16 protein-coding genes are annotated in these 15,874 nt (G+C 60.8%); 7 read left to right on the plus strand and 9 right to left on the minus strand.

The genetic code is table 11. The features are described from left to right. Nucleotides 1–28: 28 nt before the first annotated feature. The 3 genes from MWU54_RS09610 to MWU54_RS09620 all read right to left on the minus strand — a co-directional run bounded on the left by MWU54_RS09610 (nucleotide 29) and on the right by MWU54_RS09620 (nucleotide 3,505). Complete coding sequence (locus tag MWU54_RS09610) at nucleotides 29–784, minus strand: glycerophosphodiester phosphodiesterase family protein (protein ID WP_247082585.1); 756 nt, start codon at nucleotides 782–784, stop codon at nucleotides 29–31. Beyond that, a complete protein-coding gene (locus tag MWU54_RS09615) occupies nucleotides 781–1,242 on the minus strand; it encodes a RidA family protein (RefSeq protein WP_247082587.1) in 462 nt (153 codons plus the stop codon). Before MWU54_RS09615 ends, MWU54_RS09610 begins: the two co-directional genes overlap by 4 nt. 91 nt (nucleotides 1,243–1,333) lie before the next feature. Then, nucleotides 1,334–3,505 (minus strand): PBP1A family penicillin-binding protein, encoded by a 2,172-nt coding sequence (locus MWU54_RS09620; protein ID WP_247082589.1) that lies wholly within the window; start codon nucleotides 3,503–3,505, stop codon nucleotides 1,334–1,336. 251 nt (nucleotides 3,506–3,756) lie between these two features. On the opposite strand from MWU54_RS09620, the gene MWU54_RS09625 reads away from it, so the two are divergent. The 3 genes from MWU54_RS09625 (at nucleotide 3,757) to MWU54_RS09635 (ending at nucleotide 6,213) form a co-directional block, all read left to right on the plus strand. Further along, a complete protein-coding gene (locus MWU54_RS09625) occupies nucleotides 3,757–4,095 on the plus strand; it encodes a P-II family nitrogen regulator (RefSeq protein ID WP_247082591.1) in 339 nt (112 codons plus the stop codon). A gap of 36 nt (nucleotides 4,096–4,131) precedes the next feature. Continuing rightward, nucleotides 4,132–5,445: an ammonium transporter gene (gene amt, locus MWU54_RS09630; protein ID WP_247084003.1), complete on the plus strand. Its 1,314-nt coding sequence runs from the start codon at nucleotides 4,132–4,134 to the stop codon at nucleotides 5,443–5,445. A gap of 150 nt (nucleotides 5,446–5,595) precedes the next feature. Then, the gene (locus MWU54_RS09635) at nucleotides 5,596–6,213 is read left to right on the plus strand and encodes a TetR/AcrR family transcriptional regulator (RefSeq protein ID WP_247082592.1); all 618 of its coding nucleotides are present in this window, start codon (nucleotides 5,596–5,598) and stop codon (nucleotides 6,211–6,213) included. Between the two features lie 32 nt (nucleotides 6,214–6,245). Here the strand turns inward: MWU54_RS09635 and MWU54_RS18830 are convergent, their stop codons facing one another. The 3 genes from MWU54_RS18830 to MWU54_RS09650 form a co-directional block, all read right to left on the minus strand. Next, on the minus strand, nucleotides 6,246–7,049 hold the full coding sequence (locus MWU54_RS18830) for a cobalamin B12-binding domain-containing protein (RefSeq protein ID WP_247082594.1): 804 nt from the start codon (nucleotides 7,047–7,049) through the stop codon (nucleotides 6,246–6,248). A 125-nt stretch (nucleotides 7,050–7,174) separates the two neighbouring features. Next, nucleotides 7,175–7,987 (minus strand): cobalamin B12-binding domain-containing protein, encoded by an 813-nt coding sequence (locus MWU54_RS18835; protein ID WP_247082596.1) that lies wholly within the window; start codon nucleotides 7,985–7,987, stop codon nucleotides 7,175–7,177. Nucleotides 7,988–8,132: 145 nt separating this feature from the next. Next, nucleotides 8,133–9,245: an S-(hydroxymethyl)glutathione dehydrogenase/class III alcohol dehydrogenase gene (locus MWU54_RS09650; protein ID WP_247082599.1), complete on the minus strand. Its 1,113-nt coding sequence runs from the start codon at nucleotides 9,243–9,245 to the stop codon at nucleotides 8,133–8,135. Between the two features lie 90 nt (nucleotides 9,246–9,335). Here MWU54_RS09650 and MWU54_RS09655 point away from each other — a divergent pair, with 90 nt between their 5' ends. The 4 genes from MWU54_RS09655 to zapE all read left to right on the plus strand — a co-directional run bounded on the left by MWU54_RS09655 (nucleotide 9,336) and on the right by zapE (nucleotide 12,964). Then, a complete protein-coding gene (locus tag MWU54_RS09655; protein WP_247082601.1) occupies nucleotides 9,336–9,602 on the plus strand; it encodes an I78 family peptidase inhibitor in 267 nt (88 codons plus the stop codon). A gap of 98 nt (nucleotides 9,603–9,700) precedes the next feature. Continuing rightward, complete coding sequence (locus tag MWU54_RS09660) at nucleotides 9,701–11,365, plus strand: DNA polymerase Y family protein (protein ID WP_247082603.1); 1,665 nt, start codon at nucleotides 9,701–9,703, stop codon at nucleotides 11,363–11,365. A gap of 157 nt (nucleotides 11,366–11,522) precedes the next feature. After that, the gene (locus MWU54_RS09665) at nucleotides 11,523–11,864 is read left to right on the plus strand and encodes a DUF2794 domain-containing protein (protein WP_247082605.1); all 342 of its coding nucleotides are present in this window, start codon (nucleotides 11,523–11,525) and stop codon (nucleotides 11,862–11,864) included. 41 nt (nucleotides 11,865–11,905) lie between these two features. Next, nucleotides 11,906–12,964, plus strand: a complete 1,059-nt coding sequence (gene zapE, locus MWU54_RS09670) for a cell division protein ZapE (RefSeq protein ID WP_247082616.1) — start codon at nucleotides 11,906–11,908, stop codon at nucleotides 12,962–12,964. Between the two features lie 352 nt (nucleotides 12,965–13,316). Here the strand turns inward: zapE and MWU54_RS09675 are convergent, their stop codons facing one another. From MWU54_RS09675 to MWU54_RS09685, 3 genes are all read right to left on the minus strand, one after another. Further along, a complete protein-coding gene (locus tag MWU54_RS09675) occupies nucleotides 13,317–13,919 on the minus strand; it encodes a LysM peptidoglycan-binding domain-containing protein (RefSeq protein WP_247082618.1) in 603 nt (200 codons plus the stop codon). Beyond that, a complete protein-coding gene (locus MWU54_RS09680; RefSeq protein WP_247082620.1) occupies nucleotides 13,916–14,500 on the minus strand; it encodes a rhodanese-like domain-containing protein in 585 nt (194 codons plus the stop codon). Before MWU54_RS09680 ends, MWU54_RS09675 begins: the two co-directional genes overlap by 4 nt. A gap of 105 nt (nucleotides 14,501–14,605) precedes the next feature. Continuing rightward, nucleotides 14,606–15,844, minus strand: coding sequence for a folylpolyglutamate synthase/dihydrofolate synthase family protein (locus MWU54_RS09685; protein WP_247084005.1), 1,239 nt, complete (start codon nucleotides 15,842–15,844; stop codon nucleotides 14,606–14,608). Nucleotides 15,845–15,874 lie beyond the last annotated feature (30 nt).

The raw sequence follows: 15,874 nt of genomic DNA on the forward strand, positions 1-15,874 counted from the left end.
TCACTAAGTGGACCGCTCCGGGACGGGTTCAAGCGGCATATCCCTCAAAGGTGATGTTGTCGGCCACCTTGCGGGCCTCTTGTTCCTGCTCAACGCTGCGCACCGTCCAACAGAAAATTGGCACCCGCCGTGCCTTGAGCTGTTCGACACGCGGCGCATTCAGATTGGTGACGTCATGGCTGAGAAAATCAGCGCCGACCGTTTCGAAATCCGGGATCGCAGCCAGACGCGCGCGCGTGTCCACCGGCACCTGGGGTTCGTCGCTCTTGCGCCAGGCCGAACTGATCAAACCGCGTGGGATGTCCGGGCAAAGGCGCTGCAACGGTGCGATCATGTTCGGGTTGAATGACATCAGCGCGACATCTCCCCGGTATTCGGCCAAGGCCTGCGCCGTTGCGGCCTCCAATACGCCGTCCGTGACGCCCATTTCGCCATGCTGGTCCTTGAGTTCGACCAAAAGCGGCACAGCGCCATCAACCTGGGTCAGCACGTCGGCAAAGGTCGGGATCCTGTCCATCCCGCCTGTCAGCACGATCTTCTGTAACGCATCGGCATCCCTGTCCCGCACTGGGCCCGACTCATCGGTCAGTCGATCCAGCACATGGTCGTGAAACACCATGGGAACGCCATCGCGCGACAGTTGCAGGTCGAGTTCGATCCCGTACCCGGCCTTGATCGCCGCAGCAAAGGCGGATGGGCTGTTTTCACTCCGCCCGTTTGCCGTGTTGTGATACCCGCGATGCGCGATGGGTTTGGTAAAGAACGCCGGGGACAAGCGGGTCATAGGAGTTCGAAGATGCCTTCGATTTCCACGGCAACGCCAAAGGGCAGCGACGCGGCGGAAACAGCCGAGCGCGCGTGGCGTCCCTTGTCCCCCAGCACGGCAACCATCAGGTCCGATGCGCCGTTGATGACCTTAGGCTGGTCGGGGAAGTCCGCTGTTGAATTGACGAACCCGACCAGTTTGACCAACCGCACACGGCTCAGATCGCCATCAGCGGCCTTGCGTGCCTGCGCCAGCAAGTTGAGCGCGCAGTATTTCGCGGCCTCCGCTCCAGCGTCGACGTCCAGATCATCCCCCAGTTTTCCCGAAACCAAGCCGTCCGGCCCGGCGGGAAGCTGACCCGAGACATAGATCTGGTTTCCGGTCACGACATAGGGCACGTAATTCGCAGCCGGGGCTGGCGCATCCGGCAGGCTGAGCCCGAGGTCTGCAAGGCGGGCGTCGATGGCATTGGTCATTGGAGTCTCCCCTTTGTGGTGGTCGGACGCTATTGCGGGCGGTCGGAAATGGGAAGGGGGGCATCCCCCGAAAACACCGGATCGACGGGCGTTAATTGCCGCCCAGAATATCGCGCAGCAATTGGTTCAACGCGTTCTCAAGCGCGTTGCCATTGCCACGTTGCGGCGCGGGTTGCTGCGGTTGGGGTTGCGACTTTGGTTGTGCAACGGGTCTCGGGCGTGTCGGTGCGATCATCGGCAATGGGCGCGCGGGCAGGCCCTCATGGACGCGCACCATGGTCTCGCGCCAGATTTCGGCAGGCAGGCCCCCACCGGTGACCCCGGTCAGCGGGGTGTTGTCATCATATCCCATCCAGACCCCGGCCACGTAATCGGCCGTAAACCCGATGAACCACGCGTCTCGCGCGGCCTGTGTTGTGCCGGTCTTTCCTGCAGCCTGACGATCTGGCAGGCGCGCGCGGGTGCCGGTGCCTGTCGCGACGACCTTTTCCATCATCCAGATCAGCTGACGCGCCGCCTCTTCTTGGATCACACGTTCGCCAATGCCGCCACCGGTCCCCATCAGCGGTTGATCATCGCCCACCAAGCGTAATTCCTTCAGACCGTACGGCGTAACCGACGATCCGCCGTTCAGGATGCCTGCGAACGCGCCGGTCATTTCCAGCAGCGATGCTTCGCTCGCGCCCAGTGCAAGCGCGGGTGTGTCGGTCAGGTCACTGATGATCCCGAAATCTTCGGACACTTTGCGCACCAGATCGCGGCCTACAGATTCAGACACCTTGACCGCCGGAACGTTCAGACTGCGCGCAAGGGCATCAACCAGCGTGACGGTGCCGTTGAACTCTCGGGAATAGTTCTCGGGGCACCATTCGCCAGAGCCCGGAATGTTCATGCAGAACTTGTCGTCGAGTACCGTGTCATACGGGCTGTAGCCCAGCTCCAGCGCCGTGGCATAGACAAACGGTTTGAACGCCGATCCGGTCTGCCGCTTGGCTTGGGTTGCGCGGTTGAACACGCCAGACACGTTTGTCTTGCGCCCGCCGACCATCCCGCGCACCGCGCCATCGGCGGACATCACGACCACGGCGGCCTGCGCCTTGGAGCCTTCGCGCACCTTGGTCGAAAAAATCTCTTTCACCGCGTCTTCGATGGATTTCTGGATACGCTGATCCAATGTGGTCGAAATGATGACGTCTTCGGTGGTGTCGCGCGTAAAGAAGTCCGGGCCGGACTGCATCACCCAATCCGCAAAATACCCGCCCGTCTGGGTTTGCGCCTTGCGCGACAGCGTGGCGGGATCGGCCTGCGCCGCGCGGGTCTGAGAATCGGTCAGATAGCCTTGTTCGTTCATCAGGCGCAGAACGGTGGCGGCGCGCGCCTGTGACCGTTCGAGGTTGGATGTCGGGGCAAGGCTGCTGGGCGCGGTCAAAAGCCCGGCGATCATCGCGCTTTCCTGCGGTGTCAGGGCCGAGGCAGGTTTCGAGAAATACCGCTGGGCCGCCGCCGCCGCACCATAGGCACCGCCGCCCATATACGCGCGGTTCAGATAGATCGAAAGGATCTCGTCCTTGGTGTACTTGATCTCCATCGCAAGGGCGTAGATGGCCTCCTTGGCCTTGCGGGACAGCGATCCGCGTCGGCAATCGGCGACGTATTCGGATTCGTTTTTCCACTCGTTGGGGTCATACGCGACGCCGAGGCACAACAGCTTTGCGGTTTGCTGTGTGATCGTGGAACCCCCATGCCCGGACAAGGGCCCGCGCCCTTCAGACAGGTTGATGCGCACCGCGGACGCCACCCCGCGCGGAGATATTCCGAAATGACGGTAAAAGCGCTTGTCTTCGGTTGCCACCACCGCGTTCTTGAGATGTGGTGACACGGTGTCTGCGGTCACGATCCCGCCGAACTGATCCCCGCGCCAGGCAAAGGCGACGTCATTGCGGTCCAGCAATTGCACGGAACCCCGCGCCCGGCCATCCGACGCCGCCGACACGTCTGGCAATGTTGTGTAGGTATACCCCACGAAAAGCGCGATGATCGGCGCCGCAACAATGCCCGCGCGCACAAACAAGCGAAAGAAAAAGCGGAAAATCCAGCCAAACAGGCGACCGAAGAAACCCAGAATGCCCCGTCGCGGTGCCTTGGCGCGGGGTGTCTTGCGCTTTGTCGTTGCCGTTTTCCGGGGTTTTGCCGCCTTGGCTGTTTTCTTGGGGTATCGGCGGTCCGCCACCAGACGGCCCTTGCCTCGTCGTGAATCAGCCATACCGACCGCCTGTTTTACTGCCCATTTTTTACCAATTTAGTGGCTTTCGCTGTGGATGTGCACCTGTGTCGGCAGGGCAGGCCCATTTTTTGTTCGATTAATTCGTAATCAAAGTCGTGGATTTGTGCAAAATTTGTGCAACTTCCCGGCATCCACATCCTTTTATCGGCCCTCTTTCCTTTCATTCGCGTCCCGTCGCGCCGTTTTCTGCAGGTGCAAAGACGACCGACCTGCATCTGAAAGGGGCCAAGGTGAAGTTCATCATAGCAACGATCAAGCCGTTCAAGCTTGAAGAGGTCCGCGAGGCGCTCACTGACATCGGCGTACGCGGCATGATGGTAACAGAAATAAAAGGGTTCGGCTCTCAGTCGGGCCATACCGAAATCTACCGTGGTGCGGAATACGCGGTGAATTTTGTTCCGAAAATCAAACTCGAAATCGTGGTCGCTGCCGACATGGCCGACCAGGTGATCGACACGATCACGAAAACCGCCCGCACCGGCAAAATCGGTGACGGCAAGATCTTCGTTCTGGATGCGCAGCAAGCCATTCGCGTGCGCACCGGCGAAACCAATGGCGACGCGCTTTGAACCAGCGCTGTGACAGAGACTAGGGGAAACATGACGATGAAACTATTCAAGACACTCCTGCCCGCTGCCGCGCTTGTCGCGTTGCCAGCGATGGGCATGGCTCAAGAGGCCGCCGCGCCCACGATGGACGAGGTCGGGCCGTATATCTTCACCACATTGCTGTTCCTGATGGCCGGTTTTCTGGTGTTTTTCATGGCCGCAGGGTTCGCGATGCTCGAAGCGGGCCTTGTCCGCTCCAAGAACGTGGCCATGCAGCTGACCAAGAATATCGCGCTCTTTTCGATCGCGGCCATCATGTACTGGCTCATCGGTTTCAACACGATGTATCCGGGTGATTTCAATGGCTTCTTTGCGCTGGGTGGTCAGACGGTTCTGGACGCTGTGGGGGTCGCGCCAGAAGATGCCGCCCTTGATTACGCATCTGTCGGGTCGGACTTCTTCTTCCAGCTGGTGTTCGTCGCCGCAACCGCGTCCATCGTGTCCGGTGCCGTGGCCGAACGGATCAAGCTGTGGCCGTTCCTGGCCTTCGTGGTTGTGCTGACCGGCATCATGTACCCGATCTCGGGTTCGTGGAAATGGGGCGGCGGCTGGCTCGATGCGATGGGCTTCTCTGACTTCGCGGGCTCCACAGTTGTGCATTCGGTTGGTGGCTGGGCTGCGCTGGCGGGGGTCATCATCCTTGGGCCGCGCCTTGGCAAATACGGCAAAGACGGCAAGGTAAATCCGATCCCGGGCTCCAACCTCGCGCTTGCCACCTTGGGTACGTTTATCCTGTGGCTCGGCTGGTTCGGCTTTAACGGCGGCTCGCAGCTTGCCATGGGCACCGTGGGCGACGTGTCGGATGTCAGCCGCATCTTTGCAAACACCAACATGGCGGCCGCCGCCGGTGCTGTCACGGCGCTGATCCTGACACAGCTTCTCTACAAGAAGGTCGATCTGACGATGGTTCTGAACGGTGCACTGGCGGGCCTCGTGTCCATCACCGCTGAACCGCTTGCGCCGACCCTGTTTGGTGCGCTCTGGATTGGTGGCATCGGTGGTGTGATCGTGGTCTTCGCCGTGCCGTTCCTCGACAAGCTCAAGATCGACGACGTTGTCGGCGCGATCCCGGTGCACCTGTTTGCCGGCATCTGGGGCACAATCGCGGTGATCTTCTACGGTGAAGCCAACCTGATCACCCAGTTGATCGGCATTGCGGCCTACGGTGCCTTCACTTTTGTCGGTGCGATGATCCTCTGGACCATCCTCAAGGCAACCGTGGGCATCCGTGTCTCCGAAGAAGAAGAGATCAACGGGCTCGACATGGCAGAGCTGGGCATGGAGGCCTATCCCGAATTTTCCAAGGGCTGAACCCCTTTGTCTGAACGGTCTTTCGGGACCCATGGCCCGGGCGTTTCGCGCCCGGGCTTTTTGATGTGACGTGAGTTTCGTCGCAGGGGGCCACCCTTGATAAAGTGAACTGCCCGGTTTAGATTTCTGAAAGGTGGCAAGGAGACGTTCATGGGGGTTGCTGACGCACAGATCACGCGTGGGCGCAAATTTGACCAGGTGGTTGAAGGCGCGCGTGAGGTCTTTCTGCGCGATGGTTTCGAAGGCGCCAGCGTTGACGATATCGCGCGGGCGGCTGGTGTGTCGAAGGCAACACTCTACAGCTATTTCCCGGACAAACGCCTGCTGTTCATGGAGGTTGCCACAGCGCAATGTGCCCGGCAGGCCCAGACGTCGATCGAATCCATCGACGCCAGCCGCCCGCCCGCCGAAATCCTGTCACTGGTGGCGCACCAATTCCTTGATTTCATCTATTCTGAAATGGGTCAGCGTATTTTCCGCATCTGCGTGGCGGAATCCGATCGCTTTCCGCAGCTTGGCCAGGAATTCTATCATTCCGGTCCGATGACGATGCGGACGGCCCTGGTCAACTACCTGCAATGCGCCGTTTCACGGGGTGAACTGGACATCGTCGATTACGACCTAGCGGCTGACCAGTTCGCAGAGCTTTGCAAGGCCGACCTGTGGCCGAAGCTGGTGTTCGGCATCACGCAATCCGTTTCTGACGACGAAAAGACGCGCGTGATCGACGGCGCGATCACGACGTTCATGGCCCGGTACGGAACCTGACACGCGGAAACGCGCGTCGGGCCACACGCCGCTTAGGTCGGGTGGGCAAGAAGCTCCTGATACAAGTTCTCAAGGCTGCTGACGCAGGTCTCGATATCGCTTCCCGCCGCGTCTGCACCGATGCGAGATGCAATATCGGGTTCAACGTCGACCAGATGCCCGCCGATAAAGATACGCGCATGTGGGGCGGCCAGTCGCAATTCGACAACCGTGGCCGCCAGTGTCCGAATGCGGTCGGCATTGGTGGCTGACAGGCCGATGATCAGATAATTGTGGTCGCGGACCTGTCTGCACAACGTGTCGATGGTCTCATTGATCCGCAAGTCAATCTTCCAGCCCCTGTCGCGCATCAGGTCTGCCGCCATCGTCACGCCGAGGAAATGCTGTTCACCCGGCACACAGGTGAACAAGGCCTCGCGCGATCCGCGTTGTTCCGGAGGCGGGATCAGATCGCGCAGGTCCCGCAGGAACCCAAGCATCCGGCCCGCCGCGATGGCCATCTCGCGGAACGTGATGACATCGTCATCCCACCACTGTCCCAGTCGCCGAGCCGCTGCGGCGATGTACTGGATGCAGAGGTCTTCGTGACCAAGCCCCGAGGCATGCGCGCGAAGCAGGATCAGACGTGCCTCTTGCGCGTCCGGTTCCATCAACGCAATGCAAAATCCTTCGACATCTGGCTGGTCGGAATGCGGTGTATGGCGTGCAACGGTGGAAAGACGTTGAATCACTTCCTGAGCCAGCACCAAGAGACTGGCATCCGTGAGTCTGGGTGGTTGGCCATGGCCATCATCATCAACCGCACGAATCAAAATCGGGGTATCTTCGACGAACACTATATGGGCTCCTCGCTCCAAGCGCGGACCCCTCGCGCCCCAAGGATGGCACGGCCCAATTGGGTTCTCAAGACAAACCGCTGATGCGAAGCGACGCAGGGTCACCGAACGACGGGGCGGGGCGATCAGCGGATCGGAACGACGACGCGCAGCTTGCGGGCAAGGGCGTCCAGCGCCTTCAGGCAGTCATCGATATCGGTTCCAGACGCATCTGCTCCGATCCGCGTTGCGATGTCTGGTTCCATCTCGACGATATGCCCGCTGACAAAGATCTGCGCATGGGGAGCGGCAACCCGCAATCCCACGACGGTCCGGGCCAGCTCCGGGATCAGCCGCGTGCCCGACGCGGACAAGCCGATGATCGGATAGGCTCCGCGATGGGCGATTTTGCAGATCTCGTCTTCGTTAAGCCCCAGTTTCAGGTCAATCGACCATCCCTCGCGCCGCAGAAGTTCCGCAGCAATACACGCGCCAAGGGTGTGCTGTTCCTTTGGCACGGTCACGATCAGCGCTTCGTGACCGTTGTGAACCGGTTTTTCCGGCAAAATATCACGCAGATCGCGCAGGAAATGCAGCAAGCGCCCCGTTGCCAGCGTCATCTCGAAAAAGTCGATGATGTCGTGGTCCCACCACTCTCCCAACAACCGCGCGGCGGTGCAAAGATAGTCGAGGCACAGCTCTTTGTGGGTGGCGCCATTGGCATGTGCCCGCAGCAGGATCAGCTTGGCTTCTTCGGGCGAAGGTTCCACCAGCGCGATGCCAAAGCCCTCGATTTCCTGGCTGTGCGGAATGAGGGAAGAATGCTGCGCGATGAGCGACAGACGGTCGATCACCTCGCGCGCCAGCACCAGCAACGCAACATCCGTCAGGTGTGGATCCTGTCCGTGCCCCGAGTCATCAGTGGCCCAGACCGGTTGGGATGGTTTGAACGGTATCACATGGACACACGAACAGGGGTCAACACCCCATACCAACAGGGACGCCGGCCCAACAGGCCCGCGCCACGACACGTGTCATGCTTACTCACATTTTCACCCATTTTTTTGACAGGCTGCCCTCGCCGACAGCCTGTGTCCGTTTCTCCTAGTAGATCACAACCGACCGGATGCTCTCCCCAGCATGCATCAGGTCAAAACCCTTGTTGATATCGTCCAATGGCATCGTATGCGTGATCATCGGATCGATCTCGATCTTCCCATCCATGTACCAGTCGACGATCTTCGGAACGTCCGTACGTCCGCGTGCGCCACCGAAGGCCGTGCCTTTCCAAGTCCGGCCAGTCACAAGCTGGAACGGACGAGTCGAAATTTCGGCCCCGGCAGGCGCCACACCGATCACGATGCTTTCGCCCCAGCCCTTGTGCGCACATTCCAGCGCGTCGCGCATCACCTGCACGTTGCCCGTGGCGTCAAAGGTATAATCTGCGCCACCTTTGGTCAGGTTCACCAGATACGGCACCAGATCGCCCTCAACCTCCTTCGGGTTCACGAAATCGGTCATACCGAACCGGGTGGCCATCTCTACCTTGTCAGGGTTCAGGTCGACACCAACGATCTGATCCGCACCCGCCAGACGCAGACCCTGGATCACGTTCAGGCCAATCCCGCCCAATCCGAACACAACCGCGCGCGAACCGATTTCCACTTTGGCGGTGTTGATCACCGCGCCGACACCGGTCGTCACGCCACAGCCAATATAGCACACTTTATCGAACGGCGCATCTTCGCGGATTTTGGCCAGCGCGATCTCGGGCAGGACGGTGTGGTTCGAAAAGGTCGAACAGCCCATGTAATGCAGGATCGGATCCCCATCCAGCGTGCTGAAACGCGATGTGCCGTCTGGCATCACGCCCTTGCCCTGCGTTTCGCGGATCGACTGGCAAAGGTTGGTTTTCGGATGCAGGCAGTATTCGCAGGTCCGGCATTCCGGCGTGTAAAGCGGGATCACGTGGTCGCCGGGTTTGAGGCTTGTCACACCCGGGCCAACCTCGACAACGACACCTGCGCCCTCGTGGCCCAGAATAGCCGGGAACATGCCTTCCGGGTCTGCGCCGGACAGCGTGAATTCATCTGTGTGGCAGATACCGGTGGCTTTGATTTCAACCAGCACCTCTCCGGCACGGGGGCCATCAAGATTGACCTCCATGACTTCAAGAGGTTTGCCAGCCTGTAGGGCAACTGCAGCGCGCGTCCGCATGTCGTGTCTCCTTAGTCTTCATATTCAAGATGACTCTTGCGGGAAAGCCCCAGCTTTGCAACCATCGGGGGGTTCAATTGAGGGTATATCATGCGTTTTATTTTAATGTTTTCGGTCTGTGTGGGTCTTGCAGCGTGTCAGGAAACAACCGCCGTCAGTAGCGCACCACCATCCTGTGGCAGCGAAGAGATGTCCCATCTGATGGGTATTCAACGCACACAGCTTGAAAATATTGCATTTTCACAGCCGTACCGGATCATTCCGGAAGGGTCAGCGGTGACCATGGATTTCAATCCGGCGCGGGTGAATTTCGAATTGGATCAAAACGACGCCGTGGCCCGCATTTATTGCGGCTGATCTCGGGTCGGACATCCGGCTGGGAAAAGGGAGTGACTCGACTCGCATAGGGTCTGGGCTGTAAAGAACAAATGTAGAACATTTGCTGCCCGTGAGTCATGCCCAACAGACGTATCCTGTCCATCTGGTTTCCCCGGCTGGCCGCCGAACGGCACATCCGCCGTGACCCCAATCTGGCAGAGATGCCGTTTGCGGTGGTCAAGGATGTGGGGCAGGCACAGGTTCTGGCGTCGCTGTCCATAGGCGCACAGGCGGCCGGGCTTTATGAAGGCCAGCCGCTGCGCGACGCGCATGCGATGTGCGCCGATCTTCTGACGCGGTTGTCCAATCCGCATGCCGAAGCGGCGTTTCTTGGCGTGTTGCATCGCTGGGCGGGCAAGTTTTCCCCGTGGGTCGCGCGCGAAGAGCCGGATGCCCTCGTGATTGATCTGACGGGCTGTTCCCATCTGTTTGGCGGGGAAGAGCCCCTTGCGGCGCAGATCGAGGCCGATTGTGAACAGCTTGGTCTGTCGGTGCAGTTGGGCATCGCGGACACGCTGGGCGGCGCATGGGCGCTGGCCCGGTTTGGCGGGCAACAGGGGGGCGGACCCCATAATCGCAACGGAGACGCGATTGATCAGGAAGCCCGCGCAACACGGTCGCGGGCAGGCAAGCGGCGGCACTGGGAACGGGGCGGGGCGGCTCCGGTCATGTTTGCGCCACCGGCTCAGGCGCGGGTGCGGATTGCGGCGCCAGGCCAGACCCACAGCGCATTGGCCCCGTTGCCCATCGCGGCGTTGCGGCTTGAGGACCACACAAATGCGCAACTCGCGCGTCTTGGCCTGCGGCGGGTGCAGGATGTCATCGGGCAACCCCGTGCCGCCTTGGTGCGGCGGTTCGGGCGTGGGTTGGTGGCGCGGCTGGATCAGGCGATGGGCAGCCTTCCGGAACCGGTCAGCCCCGCCGTGCCGCCCGATCGCTTTGCCACGCGGTTAAGCCTGCCGGACCCGATCGGGCTGGAAGACGACGTGATGGCGGCGCTGGATCGGATGCTCCCACGGCTCTGTGCGGCGCTGCGCAACAAGGGGCGCGGCGCACGGACGCTGCGGCTTGAGGCGTATCGCAGCGACAGCACGATGCAGTGGATGAACGTCACATTGGCGAAACCGTCTGACGACATAGACCGCATGCGCCCGCTTTTGCGGATGAAGGTCGAAGATCTGGATGCAGGGTTCGGCATCGACATGTTGCGGCTTGAAGCAGTGGTGCATGAACCGCTGCATCTGCGCACCAAGGTCGGACATCTTGAAGCCGCTGCCGCCGTTCAGGCGCGTCTGGAGGCGGGGGATGCGCTGGAAGACCTGATCGGGCGTCTGGGCACACGTCTGGGGATGGAGGCCATCACACGGGTGCATCCCGCTGACAGCCATATCCCGGAAAAGACGTCTGTGACACTGGCTGCAGCATGGTCGAAACCGGCTGGCGCATGGCCCGACCGGGGGCGGCGTCGCCCGTTATTGATGTGGCGGCCCGAACCGGTGATGGCCCCTGATATCCCGCGTCTTGCAAAGGCGTTTCGCTGGCGGGGGCGTCAGCACGAGGTTGCGCATCTGTCCGGGCCGGAACGGATCGCGCCGGAATGGTGGCTGGACGATCCCAACTGGCGCAGCGGGCAGCGCGATTACTGGGAGGTGGTCACCAAGACCGGTCATCGGCTTTGGCTGTTTTATGCGCATGGCGCGCTGATGTCGTCGGGCTGGTTCTGCCAGGGAGAGTTTGCCTGACAAGTGACTGCGCAGCGCGTCTGCAGACATGTCAGCCCTCCTGTCCTAATGTTTCGCGCGCGAAACATTGGGGCCAGATCGGACCTATTTCACACACCCCGCACCCCGTGTCGCTAAAACGCTTGATTTACCCAGAAGGGTGAACACATCATGACTTATGAACAGCCTGACACCGTTCCCCAAACCCTACTCGGCGCCCGAGCAAGTGGCGTTCCACCGGACCGAGCTGGGCGTGATCTTGTCATTGTACGGCCGCATGGTGGCCGCCGGGGAATGGCGAGATTACGGGATTTCGAATTTGCGGGATGTGGCCGTGTTCTCGGTCTTCCGGCGCACGGCCGAAAACCCGCTGTATCGCATCGAAAAACGCCCCAAGCTGCGGACTCGTCAGGGGCAGTATGCGGTGATTGGCATTGATGGGCAGATCCTCAAACGCGGCCATGACCTCAAGACGGTTCTGCGCGTCCTTGAACGCAAATTGATCCGCGCGGTCGAATAAGGCCTCTCTACAAATCTCAAAGGACAGGCTAATCGGCGGACATGACTACGTTGACCGAGATTTACGCCGCACGTGTTGCTGATGGCCGTCTGACACGGGATGCCGCACAGGAAGCGGCCTTGCCCGAATTCGACCGGATCCGCGCGGCGTTGGCCGAGCCCGTCAAAAAGAAGCTGTTTCGCAAGGCCCCCGAAGCCCCCAAGGGATTGTACCTCTGGGGCGGGGTGGGGCGCGGCAAATCCATGTTGATGGACCTGTTTGTCGAAAGCCTGACCGTGCCCGCGCGCCGGGTGCATTTCCACGCCTTCATGCAGGAAATCCACGCCGCCATCCACGCCGCCCGCCAGCGCGGGGTTGAGGATGCGATCAAACCTGTGGCCAAGGCTGTATCGGATTCGGTTCGCCTGCTGGCATTTGACGAGATGCAAATCACCGACATCACCGACGCAATGATCGTCGGGCGGTTGTTCGAGCAATTGTTCGCAGCGGGCGTCGTGGTTGTGACCACGTCGAACCGAGTGCCGGACGATTTGTACAAGGACGGGCTGAACCGCCAGATCTTTCTGCCGTTCATCGACATGCTCAAAGACAAGATGGTGGTGCATGAACTGGCGTCGCCGACCGACTACCGGCAGGATCGTCTTGCGGGGGAACAGGTGTATTTCACACCCAATGATGCCCACGCCAAGGCCGAGATTGACCGGATCTGGCAAGAGCTGACACAGGGCCACCAGGAAAGCCTGACGTTGTTTGTGCAAGGGCGCGAACTTGAATTGCCCCGGTTTCACAACAGCGTGGCGCGGGTGAAGTTCTATGACCTGTGCGGCAAGATGCTGGGCCCGGCGGATTACCTTGCCCTGGCCGAGGCCGTCCGGGTTTTGATCATCGAGGACATCCCGCGCCTGAGCCGGAGTAATTTCAACGAAGCCAAGCGCTTTGTGACCCTGATCGACGCGTTGTACGAAGCGCGCGTGCGACTGATCGCGTCAGCGGCGGCGCAGCCCGAGATGCTGTATGTGGAGGGCACAGGCACGTTCGAGTTCGAGCGCACCGCAAGCCGGTTGCGCGAAATGCAGGCCGATGGGTGGGGCGAGGACTGACGAAAAAAAGAGGCCCCGAAGGACCTCTAAGGCTGCTCGATGATTCTTGCCTGTGTTCAGGTCCTTGCTATGCCTTACGTCTGTGGCGCGAGGGTGTGCGCCGGAGGTCGGTACGTCTTGGAGGTCGTTATCGAGCGTTGCGTGTGCACCGTTCCCGGACTGCCGTTTTTCGGCTTGATCCGGGCGCCTGCATGGATGCCATTGCGCCTTCTGTTTCCCCCGTTTCGCGTCTGCTTTTTTTAGGTTCCGCGAAGTCTTGATTCGTTTTGCCACAGTGATTCGCACCGGTCAACATTTAGGTGAGCGAAGCGTGAAATAATCCACCTTTGGGCAGAATCGCTAAATCTGGTGGTTAGTCTGCAGGAAGGTCCAGAACCATTCCTGGCCGCAGGTTGTCGGGGCGGGCCATGACATGGGTGTTGGCCATAAAGATGGCTGAGGCCATGTTCACATCGCCATAAAGCGCGCGGGCAATGCTGACCAGCGTATCGCCGGGCCGGACCGCATAGGTTGTCGCCGATACGGTATTTTGGGTTGTTGGTTGTGCGGGAGATGTTGGTGCGGTTGTGGCGATGCTGCGCTGTACGACGCTGTGCAAAAGGCTGCCCGGTTCGCCGGGTGCCGGGGCATCCCCCGTGGTGGCCGATTTGAGGTTCGAGATCGCGTCGAAGGTCATGTCCCGTATCGTCGTTGGTTGTGCCGGGCCCGTATCCGTCGCCAGTTCGCGTTGCGGCGCGGTGCGTGCCTCCGTCTGTGCGGAGTCGGCGGATATGCTGGCGACATTGTCCAGCGGCGGGGCCACACGCGTCACAGTGGTTTCGACCTCTGTTACGGATGTGTTCGCTTGGCGCGGCGATCCCGGCTGGAACACGACAAGCACGATAGTCAGCGCGATGAACGCCGTTGCCATCAGGGCCATCCGGATCAGGCCACTGTTTCTGGATGTGTCTTTCATTGTCCCACCGAAAGGTTAAGCCCAAGCGTTGTCCAACTGGATGCGCCGCCTCGGTAATACCTGATCTTGCTGGCGGGATAGCCCGCATCCAGCAGGCTTTTGATGGCGTCGGCGGCGTTCTGATCGTCGGCCCCGCCTGCAAAGATCACCAGCGAAAATGCGTTTGAAAAACCCGGTGAGGCCCCGAGATTCGTCACACCCAACGCGGAGAGCAAATCATTGCGATACGGGTTGGAGGGCTGAAAGGTTGCGACAGGCACATTGACGGCCCCGGGCAAGGACCCGGACGAAAACGTACCGGGCATCCGGACATCCACAAGCAGGCCGGTGCCGTCGCTGACGGCGTCTTGCAGGAAGGCGATGACCTCAAGCTCTGCCAGCGTCGCCACACCGGGCGCGATCTGCATCGGCTGTACGCAGGATGTGGGGCAGGACGCGCCACGGCGCGACACGGTCATTTCCGTGCCGTTCATTGTGAAGGAAAAGGTCGTTGCGGTGTCGGTGATGGCGGCCGATTGCGCGGCAAGCGGACTCCCCAAGAGAGCCACAGTCAACGCGACTGCGCGAAATACTGGCACCATGTGTTCACCTATTTGTCTCGCTTGCGCGGACACCGCTCTTTTTTACGATATATAGGCGGATATCCGCGAATCCGTCAATATAAAGCGACTTTTGGGGTGTCGGCGTCAGCTGACGCTGCGCAAGACGTGACCGGCAAGGTACAGCGATCCACAGATCAGGACCCGCGCGTTGGGGGATGTTGCCGCGATGTCCGCAAGCGCGGTTTCGACCGTTTCGGCGGTCTTTGCCGTCATGCCCACGTCGTGGGCGGCTTGTGCGGTGTCCGATGCCTCCAGCGTGTTGGCTTCGCCCGGAATGGATACGGCGGTCAGCGTATCGGCCACTTCGGCCAACGGGGCGAGATAGCCGCGGACGTCCTTGGTGTTGAGCATGCCGCAAATCAGGTGGGTTGGACGGTCGGGCAGGGTTTTCAGATGCGCGGCCAGCGCATTGCCCGCGGCCGGGTTGTGACCGCCATCGAGCCACAGGTCGACCGTTGGTGCCACGGCATTCAGGGATGTGCCGGTCAGCCGTTGCATGCGGGCGGGCCAATAGGCGTTCCGGATTGCACCGTCGAAGGCAGTGTCCGGCATGCCAAGGTGCCGGAGCGCCGCCAGCGCCATGCCGGCGTTTTCGATCTGGTGCGCGCCGGGAAGGTTGGGCAGATCCAGATCAAGCAGCCCGGTGTCGTCCTGATAGACCAGCCGTCCACGGTCTTCGCCGACATGCCAGTGCTGCCCGTAAGCCAGCACAGGTGCGCCCAGACGGGCCGCTTGTGCTTCGATCACATCCAGCGCGTCTTCGTGTTGGGGGCCAACGATGCAGGGGACACCGCGTTTGATTATCCCGGCTTTTTCGCCCGCGATCTTGCCGATCGTGTCGCCGAGGAATTGTTCGTGGTCCATCGACACCGGGGTGATGATCGTGAGCGCCGGATCGTCGATCACGTTCGTGGCGTCCAGACGCCCGCCAAGGCCCACCTCAAGCAGCGTGTAATCCGCCGTGGTGCGTGCGAAGGCGAGCAGGGCGGCACAGGTCGTGATCTCGAAATAGGTGATATTGGCACCGTCGTTGGCGGTGTAGCAATCGTCCAGAACCTGCGTCAGGTGCTCTTCGGTGATCAGGTCACCGGCAAGGCGGATCCGTTCGTGGAACCGGGCCAGATGCGGGGACGTGTAGGCATGGACAGAGTGCCCTGCCGCTTCAAGCCCGGCACGGATCATGGCCTGGGTAGAGCCTTTGCCGTTTGTGCCCGCGATATGGATGACCGGCGGCAGCGCGCGCTGCGGATTGTTCAACGCGGTCAGCAACGCCCAGACGCGGTCCAGCGTCAGGTCAATGATCTTGGGGTGGAGGGCCATCATCCGGTCAAGGATGACGTCAGATCCTGCTCT

It is taken from the genome of Marivita sp. S6314 (assembly GCF_023015985.1).
Lineage (GTDB): Bacteria > Pseudomonadota > Alphaproteobacteria > Rhodobacterales > Rhodobacteraceae > Marivita.

Coding starts and splice junctions, on each gene's coding strand:
- MWU54_RS09610 (WP_247082585.1), bottom strand. CDS start 784: ATGACCCGCTTGTCCCCGGCGTTCTTTACCAAACCCATCGCGCATCGC.
- MWU54_RS09615 (WP_247082587.1), bottom strand. CDS start 1,242: ATGACCAATGCCATCGACGCCCGCCTTGCAGACCTCGGGCTCAGCCTG.
- MWU54_RS09620 (WP_247082589.1), bottom strand. CDS start 3,505: ATGGCTGATTCACGACGAGGCAAGGGCCGTCTGGTGGCGGACCGCCGA.
- amt (WP_247084003.1), top strand. CDS start 4,132: ATGAAACTATTCAAGACACTCCTGCCCGCTGCCGCGCTTGTCGCGTTG.
- MWU54_RS09635 (WP_247082592.1), top strand. CDS start 5,596: ATGGGGGTTGCTGACGCACAGATCACGCGTGGGCGCAAATTTGACCAG.
- MWU54_RS09650 (WP_247082599.1), bottom strand. CDS start 9,245: ATGCGGACGCGCGCTGCAGTTGCCCTACAGGCTGGCAAACCTCTTGAA.
- MWU54_RS09655 (WP_247082601.1), top strand. CDS start 9,336: ATGCGTTTTATTTTAATGTTTTCGGTCTGTGTGGGTCTTGCAGCGTGT.
- MWU54_RS09660 (WP_247082603.1), top strand. CDS start 9,701: ATGCCCAACAGACGTATCCTGTCCATCTGGTTTCCCCGGCTGGCCGCC.
- MWU54_RS09665 (WP_247082605.1), top strand. CDS start 11,523: ATGAACAGCCTGACACCGTTCCCCAAACCCTACTCGGCGCCCGAGCAA.
- zapE (WP_247082616.1), top strand. CDS start 11,906: ATGACTACGTTGACCGAGATTTACGCCGCACGTGTTGCTGATGGCCGT.
- MWU54_RS09675 (WP_247082618.1), bottom strand. CDS start 13,919: ATGAAAGACACATCCAGAAACAGTGGCCTGATCCGGATGGCCCTGATG.
- MWU54_RS09680 (WP_247082620.1), bottom strand. CDS start 14,500: ATGGTGCCAGTATTTCGCGCAGTCGCGTTGACTGTGGCTCTCTTGGGG.
- MWU54_RS09685 (WP_247084005.1), bottom strand. CDS start 15,844: ATGATGGCCCTCCACCCCAAGATCATTGACCTGACGCTGGACCGCGTC.